This window comes from Rhizobium sp. 05L429 (assembly GCF_056397645.1).
Genome location: NZ_JBFTNV010000004.1, coordinates 184,101 through 200,615 on the forward strand (window position 1 = coordinate 184,101; position 16,515 = coordinate 200,615).

14 protein-coding genes and 1 pseudogene are annotated in these 16,515 nt (G+C 62.4%); 5 read left to right on the forward strand and 10 right to left on the reverse strand.

Going from position 1 to position 16,515, the window contains the following annotated elements; all coding sequences use genetic code 11:
* The 6 genes and pseudogenes from AC1DNW_RS05685 to AC1DNW_RS05710 all read right to left on the reverse strand — a co-directional run bounded on the left by AC1DNW_RS05685 (position 1) and on the right by AC1DNW_RS05710 (position 5,462).
* The gene (locus AC1DNW_RS05685) at positions 1–396 is read right to left on the reverse strand and encodes a hypothetical protein (protein WP_113311325.1); all 396 of its coding nucleotides are present in this window, start codon (positions 394–396) and stop codon (positions 1–3) included.
* A 137-nt stretch (positions 397–533) separates the two neighbouring features.
* Positions 534–1,265 carry a molybdate ABC transporter substrate-binding protein gene (locus AC1DNW_RS05690; RefSeq protein WP_113311326.1) on the reverse strand — a complete coding sequence of 244 codons (732 nt, stop codon included), beginning with the start codon at positions 1,263–1,265 and terminating at the stop codon, positions 534–536.
* Positions 1,265–2,050, reverse strand: a complete 786-nt coding sequence (locus tag AC1DNW_RS05695; protein WP_477852173.1) for an ABC transporter ATP-binding protein — start codon at positions 2,048–2,050, stop codon at positions 1,265–1,267. The genes AC1DNW_RS05690 and AC1DNW_RS05695 overlap by 1 nt, the downstream gene beginning before the upstream one ends.
* A pseudogene (locus AC1DNW_RS05700) lies at positions 2,040–3,074 on the reverse strand (FecCD family ABC transporter permease). Before AC1DNW_RS05700 ends, AC1DNW_RS05695 begins: the two are co-directional and overlap by 11 nt.
* Positions 3,071–4,135: an ABC transporter substrate-binding protein gene (locus tag AC1DNW_RS05705; protein ID WP_477852175.1), complete on the reverse strand. Its 1,065-nt coding sequence runs from the start codon at positions 4,133–4,135 to the stop codon at positions 3,071–3,073. Before AC1DNW_RS05705 ends, AC1DNW_RS05700 begins: the two are co-directional and overlap by 4 nt.
* 427 nt (positions 4,136–4,562) lie before the next feature.
* Positions 4,563–5,462, reverse strand: coding sequence for a LysR family transcriptional regulator (locus AC1DNW_RS05710; protein WP_113311327.1), 900 nt, complete (start codon positions 5,460–5,462; stop codon positions 4,563–4,565).
* A 179-nt stretch (positions 5,463–5,641) separates the two neighbouring features.
* Between AC1DNW_RS05710 and AC1DNW_RS05715 the strand changes: the two genes are divergently transcribed.
* On the forward strand, positions 5,642–6,976 hold the full coding sequence (locus AC1DNW_RS05715; protein WP_113311328.1) for an MFS transporter: 1,335 nt from the start codon (positions 5,642–5,644) through the stop codon (positions 6,974–6,976).
* A gap of 145 nt (positions 6,977–7,121) precedes the next feature.
* Here AC1DNW_RS05715 and AC1DNW_RS05720 read toward each other — a convergent pair whose 3' ends face one another.
* Entirely contained in the window at positions 7,122–8,081 is a 960-nt protein-coding gene (locus AC1DNW_RS05720; RefSeq protein ID WP_113311329.1) for a LysR family transcriptional regulator, read from the reverse strand.
* A gap of 104 nt (positions 8,082–8,185) precedes the next feature.
* Here AC1DNW_RS05720 and AC1DNW_RS05725 point away from each other — a divergent pair, with 104 nt between their 5' ends.
* A complete protein-coding gene (locus AC1DNW_RS05725) occupies positions 8,186–8,710 on the forward strand; it encodes a nuclear transport factor 2 family protein (RefSeq protein WP_113311330.1) in 525 nt (174 codons plus the stop codon).
* 72 nt (positions 8,711–8,782) lie between these two features.
* Here AC1DNW_RS05725 and AC1DNW_RS05730 read toward each other — a convergent pair whose 3' ends face one another.
* Complete coding sequence (locus tag AC1DNW_RS05730; RefSeq protein WP_477852176.1) at positions 8,783–9,664, reverse strand: alpha/beta fold hydrolase; 882 nt, start codon at positions 9,662–9,664, stop codon at positions 8,783–8,785.
* Between the two features lie 89 nt (positions 9,665–9,753).
* Between AC1DNW_RS05730 and AC1DNW_RS05735 the strand changes: the two genes are divergently transcribed.
* Positions 9,754–10,356 (forward strand): TetR/AcrR family transcriptional regulator, encoded by a 603-nt coding sequence (locus tag AC1DNW_RS05735; protein WP_113311332.1) that lies wholly within the window; start codon positions 9,754–9,756, stop codon positions 10,354–10,356.
* Positions 10,357–10,607: 251 nt separating this feature from the next.
* Here AC1DNW_RS05735 and AC1DNW_RS05740 read toward each other — a convergent pair whose 3' ends face one another.
* Both AC1DNW_RS05740 and AC1DNW_RS05745 read right to left on the reverse strand, forming a co-directional pair.
* Positions 10,608–10,871, reverse strand: coding sequence for a hypothetical protein (locus AC1DNW_RS05740; protein WP_113311333.1), 264 nt, complete (start codon positions 10,869–10,871; stop codon positions 10,608–10,610).
* A complete protein-coding gene (locus AC1DNW_RS05745) occupies positions 10,834–12,072 on the reverse strand; it encodes an alpha-D-ribose 1-methylphosphonate 5-triphosphate diphosphatase (RefSeq protein ID WP_113311334.1) in 1,239 nt (412 codons plus the stop codon). The genes AC1DNW_RS05740 and AC1DNW_RS05745 overlap by 38 nt, the downstream gene beginning before the upstream one ends.
* 317 nt (positions 12,073–12,389) lie before the next feature.
* Between AC1DNW_RS05745 and AC1DNW_RS05750 the strand changes: the two genes are divergently transcribed.
* Positions 12,390–15,194 (forward strand): helix-turn-helix transcriptional regulator, encoded by a 2,805-nt coding sequence (locus AC1DNW_RS05750; protein ID WP_113311335.1) that lies wholly within the window; start codon positions 12,390–12,392, stop codon positions 15,192–15,194.
* Positions 15,195–15,340: 146 nt separating this feature from the next.
* Positions 15,341–16,336, forward strand: a complete 996-nt coding sequence (locus AC1DNW_RS05755) for an alpha/beta hydrolase (RefSeq protein WP_113311336.1) — start codon at positions 15,341–15,343, stop codon at positions 16,334–16,336.
* The last annotated feature ends 179 nt before the right edge of the window (positions 16,337–16,515 follow it).

Sequence of the window (16,515 nt, forward strand, 5' to 3'; positions counted from 1 at the left end):
TCAGAGTAACCACGCATCGTCCCTGCTGCCGATGAGGCTCCGTCCCTTCCGCTCCGCCTCCGCTTCGTTCGCCGCAAAGACGATCGCGAAGCCAAACGCCTTTCCGGCCGTGACAGCCGCGATCTTGATCGCTGGCGACATCGGCCTGCCGCCATCGATGACGATCATGCCGCGGCAATAGGCCCTCATCCGGTCCTTGATCTTCTTGAAAAACAGCGCCCGCTCCTTGCGCTTCTCCTGCGTCTCCTCCTCGTGATCGTCAGGCGCGTGATCCGTGACGAGCACGAACGGCCGCCGCTCCTCCAGCAGGGCCTCGATCTGATCATTGATGGAAGCCTCTTCATCGGCATTGGTGCGGATGAAGACGACGGGGAGACGGGAACGATCCAGAAGCACGGGCAGCGGCCTTTCGAAATGGAAGCAAGTGGGGCGAGACTAGCATTCCGGATGGGGGCCGGATTTCGCGAAGCTGCCAACAAATGTTCTGGATCGGCCAAGTTTTGCGAGGGAGTTCGGGATTGCATCTGCAAAATCTAGCCGACCCGCGAAAAGCCTGCTCCTTTCAATATCTCCTGTCCCTGATCGGATAGGAGAAAATCGCGCAGTTCTCTCGCATCGTTCGGAGCGCCCTTGCACAGCCCTAAACCATATTCGACCTTGGGAGAGAATTCCGCCGGGATTTCGACGACGCGGAAAGCCGGATCGGCCTCCAGCAGCCGGGCGTTGGAATAATAGCTCAGGAAAAGGTCAGCTTCGCCGTCAGCGATCAGATAACCGCCATCCTTGCCGGGCGGTGTCGGCGGCGAATTGCGGCCGCCGACCAGTTGCCGCGCGCGAGCTTTCAGCGCGACGCCCATGCCTGGATGCTTCGCCTCCACAAGGTCGAAAACTTCAAAAGCATAGTCCCCGGAAGGATCGTCGCCTGGCGTCGACGTGCCGATCTTCACCGCAGGATCTGACAGGATGTCGAGAAAATTCTCCGTCGCGAGGCCGAGATCGGCGCGTGCGATCACGCAAAGCCGATTGCGCGCGAAGCAGATAGGCTCTTCCGTGATGCCGAGAGAAGCGAGACGTCGCGGATGCGCCATATTGGCCGAAGCAAAAAGATGGAATGCTTCGCCCGCCTCGATCCGCTCGCGCAACAGGCCGGCAGGTCCAAGTGACAGCGAAATCCCGATACCCGTCATCTGCCCGAAAGCGCCAATGATGGCAGGAAATACATGCCGCATGCTGCCAGCGGAGAGCACCTTCACGGATTGGGTCATCAACGTTCGCCTTTTCGATCTCTTTGCCGGAAGAGCGGTACGAAAGCGGTTTCTTCACGCTCACCGCTGCCGAGGCGTGCTGACAGGATCGGAATGCCATAAAGGGCTTCCAGATGGGCTTCCGTCATCACCTTTTCGGTTGCGCCAAAGATGGTTCTCGTCTGTGGCAGCATGAGCAGCACCTTGTCAGCCACGGCGACTGCGTGGTTGGGCTGATGGGTGGTAAAGGCAATGGCGAGCTTTTCACGGTCGGCCAATTCGCTGAGCAGGGAGAGCACGACATCCTGATTTTTCAGGTCGAGTGCGGAAGCCGGCTCGTCGAGCAACAGAACCGCATTCTCACCCGCAAGCGCACGGGCAATCAGCACGAGTTGGCGCTCGCCGCCGGACAAAGCCTCGATATTGCGCGACGCGTAGTCGGCCATGCCGGTGGCGCTGAGTGCCTCCATCGCCTTTTCCACATCGCGCTTTCGCGGCGTCTGGAAAACCGGGATATGCCGGGCGCGGCCCATCAGCACCACATCCAGCACCGAATAGGGAAAGGAGCCGATGAATTCCTGTGGTACGAAGCCGGTGCCCCGATTGAGTTCCATCCGGCCGGAGGTTGGCTTCAGAAGTCCCGCCAGAACCCGCAGCAATGTCGATTTGCCGCGGCCGTTCGGCCCCAGGATAGCGGTGATCTCCCCTGCTCTCAGGTCGAAGTCGAGATTGCGCAACTGCCAGCGCTCGCCGTCATAGGACTGGCTGACGGCCTCGATGCGCAGCATGACCGGATCAGAATCCACGTGCGCCTCGCTGGGTCTGTTTCAACACCAGCGCGAAGACCGGCGTGCCGATCAGCGCGGTCAGGATACCGAGCGGGATTTCCGTGGCTGTGGCAGTGCGGGCGACGGTATCGATTATCAGCAGGTAGAGCGCGCCGATGATCAACGAGGCCGGCATCATCACCCGGTGATCGGGGCCGACCAGCATGCGCGCCATATGCGGCACGACCAGCCCGACCCAGCCGATAATGCCGCTGACCGCCACCTGCGCCGATACGATGCAGGAGACGAGGATCAGGATCAGCCAACGGAGCGGCTCGACATTGACGCCGAGGGCGCGGGCATCCTCATCGCCGATGGAGAGCAGATTGATGCGCCAGCGCAGGCCGAGCAGCAGCAAGCTGCAGATCAGAACGGGTGCGGCGATCAACCCGAACTTCTCCCAATTGCCGGTGGCGAAACTGCCGAGCAGCCAGAAGACCATGGCCGGCAGCTTGTCTTACGTATCGGCAAGATATTGGACGAGGCTCACCAGGGCGCCGAAGAAGCCGGTGACGACGACACCGGCCAGTACCAGCGCCAGGATATTCCGCCGCGCGACGATACCGTTCAGCGCATAGACCAGAACCAGTGCCGAAAGCCCGAAGACGAAGGCCGAGCCAAGCAGCCCGTAACGCGGAAAGCCGAAGAGGATGGCGAGCACACCACCGAAGGCAGCACCCGAGGAGACGCCCATTACCTGCGGCCCCACGAGCGGATTGCGGAACACACCTTGCATCGTGGCGCCGGAGAGTGCGAGACCCGCGCCGGTCAGAAGCGCCAGCAGGATGCGCGGCATGCGCACTGTGAAGACGACATTTGCCTCCGTCGGCGTTACCGGTACGTCCGGCGGGGAAATCGGCGCCCGAAGGATCTCGATTACCCGCGCGAACGGAATGTCGTAACGGCCTATGCCAAGGGAAGCGACCGCGACGAGCGCCAGAATGACCGACAGGATGGCGATGATCACGGATGGCGGGCGTCGCGGGAAGACGTCGTCACTCATTGCGCAGGGCGATAGTCGGTGCGGTAAAACTCCCTGTAATAGGCATCCGCTTCCTTCTGCATGTCGATATCCTTGAACCGCTCGGGATAAAGCTCCTTGGCCATCCAGAGCTCACCGAGCGACATGGCTTCCGGCATCGGATAACCCCATGCCTTGGCATATTCCGGCATCAGGTAGACCTTGCCGTCCTTGACGGCATCGATCGTCTGCCAGGAAGCACCCTTCCTGATCTCGTCGACGACGGCCGGATAACGCTCCTGGACGAAGATGACAGCCGGGTTCCATTTCAGGACGTCTTCCATCGACACCTGCTTGAAACCGGCGATCGAGTTCGCAACGTTGCGGGCGCCGGCGCGCTCCATCATCAGGCCGGTATATTTGCCGCGGCCATAGGTGGAGAGGTCCGGATTGGCCATGTAGGTGGCGACGCGCTTGTCTTCCGGGATGTCGGCGAGCCGGTCGGCAACGAGCTTGCGGGTCTTCTTGGTGACCGCGATCATCTCCTCGCCCTTTTCCTTGCGGTCAAGCACGTCGGCGATCAGCCGCACGCCGGTCGCGAAACCGGCGTCGATCGCAGCCGGCTCGTCCTTGACGCTCGGATTGAGCTTGACGGCTTCCGCCGGCGGCACGTCGAGCAGCGAGATGGCGACGACGGCAAGGCCGGCATCCTCGATCTGCTTGACCATGTCGGCCGGCGCGTAGTTGGTGACGAACACCACATCCGGCTTCAGCTTCAGCAACTCCTCGATATTGACCTTGGTGAGGCCACCCGGCATGGCAAGGTTCGGAAGCTGCGGTGCGAGACGCACATAATTGGCGCCGAGCTGCTTCTTCCACTCGTCGAGTACACCGACCACCTTGTCCATCGCATCCATCTGCACGGCGATGTTGAGCGTCTGGTGTTGCAGGATGACGACACGGCTGACGACATCCGGGATGTCCACCTCTCTGCCGATCTGGTCGGTAACCAGACGGTCGGCCCAGGCCGGGGCAGATAGCAATAAACCACTGATAGCAATGGCGATTTTCGCAACGAAAGCGAGACGGGCGATCATGGGCATAGGTTCTCCAGGATGAAGCCGACCGCTAGCATGATATTCGGCCGTATACAACGGCGTTATATTCGGATGAATATGTCGATCACGCGGGAACAAGCTGGCCGATGACCTGTTGATGGTCTGTCAATCGGCGGGCAAAGCGGCACGCGCCAAAGCGCGGGTCCGGTTATTGTCGCGAAGAAGCTTACCGGCAGACCGCAGTTGCGCTTTAGCTCTCGACGAACGCCCCGCCCCTGGGATGACGGAGGAAAGGTGGAGCCCGATCAAACCCCTCCCCACAAGGGCGGGAGGGACTCCTCGTGGCACCCGCCTCACTCCTCCAGAAACGTCAAAGATGTGGAAAGTGGGAGAGGCAGGTTAAGCCCCTCCCCCTCGTGGGGCGGGGTCTTGTTTCTTCGGCGCCGCGACTCTTCAACGATCGAACGCACACTCAGTTCATTGACTTGAACGTTTCAAAGATCAGCGCTCTCAGCCAACGATGAACGGGATCTGCATCCATCCGCGGGTGCCACGCCTGGACGATGTCGAAACCCGGCACGGCGACCGGCAGGTCAAACGTCCTGATCTGGCTTGTTGCGGCGGATTTGCGATAAGAATTCGGAATCGCGCCGATCAAATCGGATGCCGCCGCAACCGCGATCACTGCTGGAAAGCTTGGAACGATCAGTCTGACATCGCGGTAGACGCCGAGTTCGGCGAGCGCCCTGTCGACCGGACCGGCAAAATCCGCGTGCGGTGAGAAGAGTACGTGGCCCCAGGCGGCATAGCTCTCGACCGTGATCGGATCTGCATCGAAAATCGGGTGTCCTGTCCGTGCAAGACCCACATACCGGTCTTGAAAAAGGGTCTGGCAACGTAGTTCCCCGCTCTCCGTCGGCAGGACGCCGATATCCAGATCCACGGCCGCGTCTCTCAAGGATTGAACGTCCTTGTCCGATCGCGGCGCAAACCGAAGCCTTATGCCTGGTGCCGCGTTCGCCACAGCAGCGCTCAGGCCCGCGGCAAAAATAAGCACGAACGCCTCATTGGCACGGATGGTGAAATCGCGGCGCACCTCGCGGATTTCCACTGTTGACGGCGGACTGAGCACCGCTTTCACAGCTTCTTTCAACGAATGCACGTCTTCGGCAATCGCCAGGGCATGGGGCGTTGCGACCATGCCGCGCCCGGCCGGCACAAGGATCGGATCGCCGAGCGCAGCCCTCAAGCGTGACAGCGTCCGGCTCATGGCTGACGTACTGAGGCCAAGCCGGCGCGCAGCGGCCGATACGCTTTTCTCGCGCAGCAGCGCATCCAGAGCCACAAGGAGGTTGAGGTCGAGATCGGACATGACTCAGTTTACTCATGCAAGGCGTTTTATGCAACAGTCGTTTGACTTCGTTGCGTCTGGCGCTCGCAATCGGCAAGGCTTAACTAGTAGGCCATCCGATAACGATTGGGAGTTTCTCAATGTCCCTCGCCTCCACCGCATCGATTTCTCAGGATGGCCCGGCATCGCCTCGACAATACATGGCCATCACACTCATCCTTCTCTCAGCTGTTCTTGTCGTTCTGGACGGCGCCATTGCCAACGTCGCCTTGCCCTCGATCGCGCTCTCGCTGCACGTGGAAGCGGGCAGCACCGTATGGGTCGTCTCAGCCTATCAGCTGGCCGTGCTGGTCGCCCTTCTTCCGTGTGGCGCGCTCGGGGAAATCTACGGCGCGCGGCGGGTCTTCCTGATCGGCGTCGCGCTGTTTACCGCGGCTTCGGCTGCCTGCGCCTTCGCGGGCGACCTTTCCCTGCTGATCCTTGCCCGTTTCGCGCAGGGCCTCGGCGCGGGCGCGATCATGGCACTTGCCATGATGAACCTGCGCTCGGCCCTGCCGCAGCACATGCTCGGTCCGATCATCGGCGTCAATGCCATGGTCATCGCGATTTCTTCCGCTGCCGGTCCAGGCATTGCCGGCGCCATCCTATCCGTCACGACCTGGCCCTGGCTTTTTGCGGTCAATATACCGCTCGGCATCATCGTGCTGCTCAGCGGCGGCCTGCTGGGCAAGATCCAGGGCACGAAGCGAAAGCTGAACGTCAAGGCCTTGCTGGCCAACACATCGATGTTCATCCTCTTCTTCTGCGGCACCGACCGGATAGCGACTGCGCCGGCAAGCGGCACGCTCCTCATTGCCGCCTCGGTAGCTTGCCTTGTCATCCTGCTGCGCCTGGAACGCAAAAGCGATGCTCCGATCATTCCGACGGATCTCCTGGCGGCACCCGCATTCCGCGTGGCGGTCATGGCCTCGGTATCCTGCTTCTGCGGCCAGATGCTGAGCTACATCGCGCTGCCCTTCTATCTCCAGAACAGGCTGCACATGACTCCGGTTCTGGCCGGTCTCTACATGATGCCCTGGCCGGTTGCGACCGCGATCATCGCGCCATTTTCGGGACGTCTTGCAAACCGCGTCAAGACCGCATGGCTTTGCGCGACAGGCGGCGCGCTGCTGGCTGCCGGCCTCCTTGTGGCGGCTCTCTGCCCGCCCGATCCGAGAGGCATCGCGTTTCTGGTCGGCACGGTGATTGCCGGCCTGGGTTTCGGCCTGTTCCAGACGCCGAACAACCGCATTCTGCTTCTCTCGGCTCCGAAAGCCAGAAGCGGCGCGGCAGGTGCGATGCAAGGCACTGCACGGCTTCTCGGCCAGACCCTGGGCGGAATCTCCATGTCGCTCATCTTCGCGACATTGCCGCTCTCTGCCGCGCTCGAATTTGCGGTCGTCCTTTCGGCTGGCTGCGCGGCAATTGCCAGCCTGGTCAGCCTGAGCCGCGCCCGCTACGAACTGACGGGACAATCTGGAGCGAGCAGTCGATGAGCATTCTGTTCGCCAGGAGCCGAAAGCATTCCTTCGTTCCCAAAGCAATTCCAGCAAAAGTGTGTAGCGGTTTTGCGTCCGGAATTGCGTGAAAACAAAGAGATAGAGCATTTCCGTGATTCGGAGATAACCGGAAATGCTTTAGTCAGGCCGATCCCGCAGAACCCTCGCATGCCGACCGCAGCATCCCGAACAGCCAGCTCAGGCCGGCATCCATCATCGCGGCGCGCGGGGCGACCGCGCTCAGCTTGAAACGCGGCAGCGGCAATGGAGCATCCACCGTCACCAGGCCGAAGCGCGGGGCGTAGAGTGCGGCGAAGCGGCGGGGGACGGCGACCAGCATGTCGCTGTCGCCGGCGATGGCGAGCGCGAACATGAAGTTCGGCACCGTCAGCGCCATCCGCCTGTTCAAGCCCCGCTGTTCAAGCGCCGTGTCGACGAAACCGTGCGGGTCACCACCAAGCGAAACGACCAGATGCCGCATCCCGACATAGCGCTCGAGCGTCGCCTCCCGCGCGAAGGCATGGCCGGCGCGCATGGCAATGACGAAATCCTCTTCGTAGAGCGTGAGACTATGAAAGCGCGCCGGAATATCATCGGCAGGCACCACTGCGATATCCATGGCGCGGGCTTCCAGATCGGCAAACGCATTGCGCCAGGCCCGCGCAGGCGAACTCTCGCCCTGTTCCGGCAGCAGCTGGCGTATGCTGATATCGACCCCGGGTGCCGTCCTTTCCAATCCGGCAAGCAGCGCGGACAGGAAGACCGCGGAAACGCCATCCGGCGCCCCCAGCGTGAAACGGCGGCTCGACCTTGCCGGATCGAAGGGCTCGGCCGTCGAAATCACGCTTCGCACCCGGGCAAGGATATCGGCGACAGGTGCTGCCAGCTCAACCGCGCGCGCGGTCGCCACCACGCCTCTGGGCGTCCTCACGAAGAGCGGATCGTTGAGCATGCGCCGCAGGCGTCCAAGCCCGTGGCTGACGGCTGATGGTGAGATGTTCAGCCGGTCGGCGGCGCGGCCGACATGGCCCTCCTCGATGACGGCTTCGAAAAGCACGAGGAGATTGAGATCGGCCCGCGAAAGATCAGTTTCATTCAGCATATCGCTGAAATCATATCATTGGCTTCAGCATCGGGAAACGGGCATGTCTGAAGCACGGGTTTTGCAACCGCGTTTCCGAACCCAGCCTTGCAGAGGAACATGCCATGTCGCCGTCTCGCCGATCCCTCCTCGTTGCCGGCCCGGCCGGTCTCGCCTCCCTTGCCGCCGGTGCAGGCGGCAGCCGGGCGGCTCTGCAGGCGCCTGATCTCGCCCTGATATCGGAGAAAGCCAATGCCGCGCTGATGCGCGGTGATGTCGCCACCTACCGGACGCTGGTGCCGCGCACGCAGGATTTCACCCTCATGTCACCCTTCGGTGGCACGCCATCGCGCGAGGCCGACATCACCGAGAAGACCTGGGATGGCATGAGCCGCTTCTTCAGGAACGGCACGCTGAAACAGGATCTTATCCAGACCTATGCCGGCACCGACATGATCGTGCTTGTCGTCGTCGAGCGCGCCAATGTCGAAGTCGGCGGCCTGCCCGCACAGGATTGGGCACTGCGTGTAACGCTCGTCTATCAGCGCGAGGGCGGAGAGTGGCGGCTTGCGCACCGCCACGCCGACCCACTCCGCCATGCCATCACCCTGCAGCAATCGGCAGCACTCGGGCGCGGCGCTGCAGCCTGACGATTGCTTTGCGCCGGGGGCGGACAAGACACAAAGGGAGCGAGGCACCCTGCCCGCCCCCTCTCCCCAAGTTCAGTTGCCGGCAACCGCGTCCCTGAACTCTGCCAGATCACGGTTGAAGCGCGGCGCTTCTTCCAGGAAGGGCGCATGCCCCGATTTCGCGTAGATCTTGGTTTCGACTGCCGGATTGAGCGACCGGGCGCGTGCGATGCTCGGCTCCACATTCACCAGATCGTCCTTGCCGCCATAGAGCAGCAGCACCGGCACGCGCACCTTGGGCAGGGCTTGGGCGGCGGAAACGGTCATCGACGGGACGGTCCGCGTCATGACCCAAGAGGCCATCGCGGCATTGGACAGCAAGCGCTCGAAGGTTGCCGTGTCGGGTTTCGTCGCAAAACACAGAGCCAGGAAGGTCTTCACCGCATCGAGATGCACCTTCAGATCATCCGAAGCCATGCCTGCATAGACATCGGGATGGGATGTGATCAGCGCGGCATTGAGTTCGATGACGCCATCGACATAGACGATCCCGCCAATGCCGTCGTCTCCATAGGTGGCAAGATAGTTTGAGATAACGACGCCGCCGAGCGACCAGCCGACGAGAACAGGCTCTTTCGCACCCGTCGCCTTCAGGACCGCCGAGAGATCGTCCGCCCAGCGGCGCCCGTCGCGATAAGCTTCGGCATCATCAGGCTTGCCCGACAGGCCATGGCCGCGCATGTCGTAGCTGATCAGCCGATAGTTCCGCAGTTTGGGGCTGGCGACCTGCATGTCCCAGTTCAGATGGCTGCCGAGCAGGCCGTGGATGAAAACGATCGCCGGACCGGCGGGATCGCCCGATTCCTGAACCGCGATCTCGACGCCGTCAGGCGCCTTCACCGTGTAGTCCTTCTCCGCCGCCATCGCCATGGAAGACAGGCCCAGCAGCAGGACCACGACTAAAATTCCGCGCATTATTTTCACCATGCTAAAATCCTTATTTTTAGTGATCACTACAAACTAGCGGCTTGCCTTTTGCTGTCAAGCAGTCTTTAGTGATCACTATGGATAAGGTTGTGAAAACACGCCGCAACGGCCCGCGAAGCTTCGACAGGGATCAGGCGATCGATATCGCCATGCGCCTCTTCTGGAGGCATGGATACGAAGGTGTCTCGCTGAATGACCTGACGGCCGCAATCGGCGTCGCGCCCCCAAGTCTCTATGCGGCTTTCGGCAGCAAGGCGGGGCTCTACCGCGAGGCGCTCGATCGCTATTTCGGGCTGCGGGGGGCGTTGTGGCATATCAGAACGACCACGACCCTTCAGGAGACGATCGAGACGCTGCTGCACAAGGCGATCGATGCCGTTACCGACCCCGCGGGAGAGCGCGGCTGCATGATATCAAGCGGCATGATCCAGTGCGGGCCTGACCATGCGGACCTGGCGCGCGAGATGGCAGAGCAGCGAAACACGATGCGGGAGACGATCGCAGAGACGCTGGGGCAGTGGCTGGACCAGGAACGCGCAGTTTCCCTTGCCCGCTATCTTGTGGCCGTCATGCAGGGATTGTCCGTCCAGGCACGTGACGGCGCCTCGCGGCAGGAACTGCAACAGGTCTCGGACGAAGTCATCGCCGGTGTGCAGGCCAGAGGCTTCAGCGAGATTTAGCGAGGCTTCCTGATCAAGTCGTTGGTGCCGTCAAAAACCCCTCCCCAACCCCTCCCCACAAGGGGGAGGGACTACCTTGGAGCACCGGCTCGCTTTTCCCGAAACGTCGAAAATTTGCAAGACGGGTGCGGCAGTTTAAGCCCCTCCCCCTTGTGGGGAGGGGTTTGGGGCGGGGTCTTCAGTCGTGAGGACGGAAGCCTACCTCTCCACAAACTCCCCGCCCCCGAACACCTCCGCAAGTATCGGCGGCCTCATTCCTTCTCCGCATCCTTGTCGCCATCAGACGCTTTCGGTTTGTTGGGCGAGCGCAGATTATCGAAGCCCATATAATGGTCGACGTCAGACGTATTCCATCTGCCGCCCAGATAGATGATCGCGATGGCTACGGCGAAGATGAACATGACATAGAGCGTTTCCATACCTGCGATGTAGCGCGCACGGCCGGTTTGGACAGCGTCCGGCGATATGCCGCCGCTGTCAGGCCATTGCCAGCTGGCCAGCGGGCGCTGCGCCATAAGCTTGCCGGCCGCCGACCCAGGTGCGCCGCACGGCGGGTGCCGCACCCTCGGGCCAATCGACCAGCACGAGGTCCGCCCGCTTGCCGACTTCGATGACGCCGCGATCGGCAAGCCCCGAGGCACGCGCCGGATTATCAGAGACGAGTGGCCAGAGCGCATGGAGCGGCGCCACGCCATCGGCCTTGAGCCTTGCAAGGCCGAGCAGCATCGCCGGATAGTAATAGTCCGAGGCGAGAATATCGCAGAGCCCTTCGCGGATCATGTCGGCCGCGCCAATCGAGGCGAGATGGCTGCCGCCGCGCGTGGCGTTCGGTGCGCCGAAGACGATGAAGTCACCGGCATCGCGGGCGGCCCGCGCAACCCGCCGGTTCATAGGGAATTCGCAGATCCGCGCGCCGCGCTGGCGGAAGAAATCGCGCGTCTCGATCTGGCTGTCGTCATGCGACAGCATCGGCGCGCCGGCGGCCTTTCCGAGTGCTGCCACTTCCTCGATCGCGTCAGGCACCTGCGGCCGGCGCTCCCACATGTTGCGCACTAGCGCCACCATATCCGCCACCGGGATCTTCGCCCGCTTGGCGCGTTCCGCCATCTTCTCGGCGAAGGCAGGCGTTTCGGGATCCACTGTCGGGAAGGCCGGATCGAGGTCGAAGGGCCGCTCCTGCAGCGGGATCGACGGATGCAGCATCACCATCGACGTGTGATCGTTAAAGGCAATCGACGGCAGGCGCGGACCGGCCAGCGCCTCGCGGATGAGATCGACCGCTTCGAAGCAGAAGGTTTCCCAGCGAAGCTGCACGCGATTGTCCACGGTCAGCCGCGGCGTGAGCGCATCGAGCGCACGCACGATGGCATAACCGGTTTCGACCGAGCGAAGCCCCGGCTCCCAGCTGAGCGTCAGCGCATGATAGGCCGTCGCGATGCCGTTAGCGGCAAGCTGGCGGTCGGTTTCGAGCAGCGCGGCAGGAACAGGCAGCATGGTGCCGGGCCGCGGCATGACCTGCCGCTCGAAGGCATCGCCATGAATGTCCACGAAAGCCGGACCGAGCAGATGGCCGCGTCCGTCAACGACATCAGCTCCGTCGCGCTGACCGTCGATACCGGTGATCCGGCCGTCTTCGATACGCACGGAAGCGCGCTCCAGACGGTCTCCGAAAACCACGGTTGCGCCCTCGATGATCACTGCCGGATTGTTCTGCATGGGTCTCATTCCAGGAAAAAGAAGGCGCGGCAACTGAGTCCCTCGACAGGCTGCGCGCCGATCGCCGCTTCTAACCAGCGGATATGACAAATTTGCGAACGTCGCTGTACATCGGCGTTATTTGATCGCATGCGGCAGCGCTCATTCCTCCTGGCCGCAATCCGGGTTCCTCGTCCCGGGTGGAAGCTGCTTTACGGATATGCCCGTGAATGGCACGCTCAATGATAAGGCGACGCTTCGGCAGTTGCTGAACCATAGCCAGGAATTCGATCCCTCTGCATTCCTCCGCGCGGATCAGAGCAAGCAGCGGTAAGTTGATGGCCAAGCAGTCGGACAAGATCGGGTCGCCGCGGCGCAGACAGCGCAAGGGTGCCCCCGTCTCCCGGTCTGAATTCCTGCAAGGCCGGGACCGCGACATTGCCCTGATCGACAAGATGATCGCGCGGATCGACCAGGGCGGATCGACGCTCGTGATCAGCGGCGAGCCAGGGATTGGAAAATCCGCACTCCTCGAGCAGGCCAGGCATCGGGCGCGCGAGCGCGATCTGACGGTCTTGAGCATGACCGGCGTTCTGGCTGAGGTTCATCTGCCCTTCGCAGCGCTCGAGCAGGCGCTTCGCCCGCTGATGAAGGAGGCCGTCAACCTGGTTCCCCGTCAGCGATCTGCCTTGTTCTCCGCTTTCGGCATGCATGATGACACGGGCGCACCCGACATCTTTCTGGTGGCGCTCGCGGCACTGTCCCTTCTGACGGAAAGTGCGGCGCTGAAGCCCATCCTGCTCATTGCCGACGATGCCCAATGGCTGGACGAGGCGACCTATGAGGTGCTGGCCTTCATCTCACGCAGGCTGAGTTCGGATCCTATCGTTCTGTTCGCGGCCATGCGCGATGGCTTCGACCGCCTGTTCGACGATCCCTCCCACCTGCGGCTTCGGCTTTCGGGGCTTGGCGAAGCCGACGCCGGGCACCTGCTGGACGCCCATGCGCCTGATCTTTCGGCCGATCTGCGCAGCCGCTTCCTCGAGGAGGCCGCGGGCAATCCCCTCGCACTGCTGGAACTGCCGCGCGACAGGCGAGCGGCTGATATCAAGGATACGACATGGCTTCCGCTGACGGAACGCCTGGAACGCGCCTTCTCGTCCCGTCTGACCGATCTTCCCGCTGCAACCCGGATGCTGCTGTTCGTGGCGGCGGAAAACGACGGGACATCGCTCCACGAAGTCCTGCGCGCCGGAAAAGCCGTGTTGGGCGAAGAGGTGGATGTCAGCGCCCTGACGCCGGCCATTGCCGCCAGGCTGATCGACCTTGACGAAACGGAGGTGCAGTTCCGGCATCCGCTGGTGCGTTCGGCGATGCACCAGGCGGCAGATCTGACGACGCGGCACCGGATCCATGCCGCCCTTGCCGAGATCGTTCATCAAGAGCTGGACCGGCATTTATGGCATCGTGCGGCAGCGACGATCGGACCGGATGAAGAACTGGCGGGCGAATATGATGCCATGGCCGGCCGGGCCTTGCGCAAAGGTGCCGTCGCCATGGCAATCGAGGTTCTCGAAAAAGCGGCGGCACTGAGCAGCACGCCGAGAGCCAGCAGCGACCGTTTCCTGCGCGCCGCCGAGCTTGCCGCCGATCTCGGCCAGCCGGACCTGCTGGAGCGTCTGCTGCGCCAGGCCAATGTCAGCGAGCCTGATCCTGTCGCATCGGCGCGGATCGGTTGGTGCCGCGAGATGGGCCAGCCTCCGATGGTCAACGATCCCGGAAAAATCCCCAGTCTGGTTGGCCTCGCCGCTGAGGCCAATGCTGCCGGCGCCACGGATCTCGCAAGCAACCTGCTCTGGCGCGCCGCGCAGCGCTGCTGGTGGAGCAATGCGGACGGGGATCTTCGCAAAAGCATCCTGATGGCGGCAAACAGGCTAGAATTGCCCGATACCGATCCATGCCTGATCGCGATATCCGCTTACGTTGAGCCGCTTCATCTTGGGGGCGAAATATCGGGCAAGCTCCAGCAGCTTGCCGGCACGAGCGGTGGCAATCCGGTCGCGGCGCGCATTCTCGGCAGTGCGGCCAATGTCATCGGCGCCTTCGACCTCGGCGTCAGTTTCCTCACTTATTCGGCTGCCGCACTGCGCGATCAGGCGCGGCTCAGCGACCTCGCGCGCGTGCTCTTTGCTCAAGCCTGGGCAGAAATGGAAGTCGGCGACTGGACGGGCGCGATGCGGGAGGCCGAAGAATCTGTTCGCTTCGCCGAAGAAACGGGAGGAACGCTTTGGATTGCCGCGGCCACGATCGTCAAGGCGAGGCTTGCGGGCATGATGGGCAATCTGGACCAGTCACAGGTCTATGCGGCCCAGGCAGAACGCCTGGTCGTCTCTGTCGGCGCGAGTTTCCTGCTGGCAATGCTGCAGATCGCGCGCGGCACGGCCGCCATCGGCGCAGGCCGGCATTGGGAGGCCTATGAGCATCTGCGGCGTCTTTTTATCCCTGCCGACCCGGCTTTCAACTCCGGCCTGCAATTCTTCGGTCTCGCTGATTTCGTGGAGGCCGCAGTCTTCTCCGGACATGCCGAAACCGCCGAGGAGGTGATCGAGGAGATGCAGCGTGTCGCCGGTCCGTCGCCAGTGCCGTGGGTCGAAACGATGCTCTCCTATGGCAAGGCACTGCTCGCAACACCCGAGGAGGCCGAGCGGTTCTATCTGCAGGGTCTCGGGCCGGGCGCAAGCAAGTGGCCTTTCCTGAGAGGACGTCTTCTGCTGGCCTATGGCATATGGCTGCGCCGCCAGCGTCGGTCCGCCGATGCGAGAGCGCCGTTGCGCGAGGCCCGCGACATCTTCGATGCGCTGAGCGCCCTGCCCTGGAGCGAGCGTGCGCGCGAGGAACTGCGCGCTTCGGGAGAAACGAGCCGCAGGCGAACCGAATATGTCTGGGAGATGCTGACCCCACAGGAGCTGCATATCGCCCAGCTTGCTGCCGAGGGTCTGTCGAACAAGGAAATCGGCGGCAGGCTTTATCTGTCGCATCGCACCGTCGGCTACCACCTTCATCGCATCTTTGCGAAGACCGGCGTCACGTCGCGCTCGGGGCTGCGTCCCATTCTGACTGACGCCGTAACTCCTGAAAGCTGACCACCGACCTGTCACCGGACTGGTCATTTGACAGAAGCGGAAGCTTCCGGTCGGGGGCTACCAATAGGGCGCGTGCAACCTTCCCGGAGAGAAAGACCGTGAAACTCTTGCCCCTACTCGCAACCCTCAGCCTCGGAGTAACTCTCATGATTCAGCCCGCTCAAGCGGCGCCGGACGCTGCCACCGACCCGCGGATCGACCCCCAGGTCCGTGCCTTCCTCACCGAAATCAACAAGGATCCAAGCCCGTTCTGGGAACTGCCGCAGCCCAAGCCCCAGGAGATCCTGACCGGGCTTCAGAACATGACGCCGGTCGACATGTCGGGTGTGACCACGACCGAGCAGACCATCACTGAGGATGGGCTGAGCGTGAAGATCTACATCATGAAGCCCGAGCACATCACCGGCAAACCCGGCGTGCTGCTCTTCATTCACGGCGGCGTCTGGATCGTCGGCAATTTTGAAAACCATCAGCGCCTTCTGCGCGATCTCGTTGTTGGTTCCGGCCAGGTTGGCGTCTTCGTCGAATATACGTCCCTGCCTGAAGCACGTTTTCCCACGCAGCTCGATCAATCCTATGCCGTGCTGAAATGGGTGGCGGCTCACGCTGAAGAGTTCGGTGCGGATGGAAGCCGGATCGCGGTTGCCGGCAATTCGGTCGGCGGCAACATGGCCGCAGCGCTGACAATCATGGCCAAGGACCGCAACGGCCCGAAGATCAGCTTCCAGGCTCTTCTGATCCCCGCAACCGATGCCAGCGTCGACACGGGCTCCTATCACGAATATGGCGAGCAGCGCTTCCTGGCGCGCGCATTCATGAAATACGGCTGGGATCTCTACGCGCCCGACGCCAAGACCCGCGACAACCCCTATGTATCGCCGCTGCGCGCCAGCATTGATCAGCTCAAGGGCCTGCCGCCGGCTCTCGTCATCACTGCCGAGAACGATCCGCTGCGCGACGAGGGCGAGGCCTATGCCCGCAAACTGAAGGAAGCCGGCGTGACCGTGGCTGCGGCCCGCTACAACGGCACGATCCATGACTTCGTGCTGTTGAACGCGATCCGCAATGTACCTTCCACGGAAGCCGCGATCGAACAGATCAGCGACAATCTGCGCCGCTATCTCGAACCCGCAACGCATTGATCGATGCGGCGACGCGGCGGCCATCAGCGCGCCGCGTCTGTGATACCCATCGATCCGTGCCTGTCCCAAAGTGAGGGTCGCCGGTGGATCACCTCTCTGCCCGCTCTGCGCCATACGCGGCCCCGCTGAAACACCTCAAAAAGATCAAACATTTGAATAGCAGAAATCAACGGGACGCA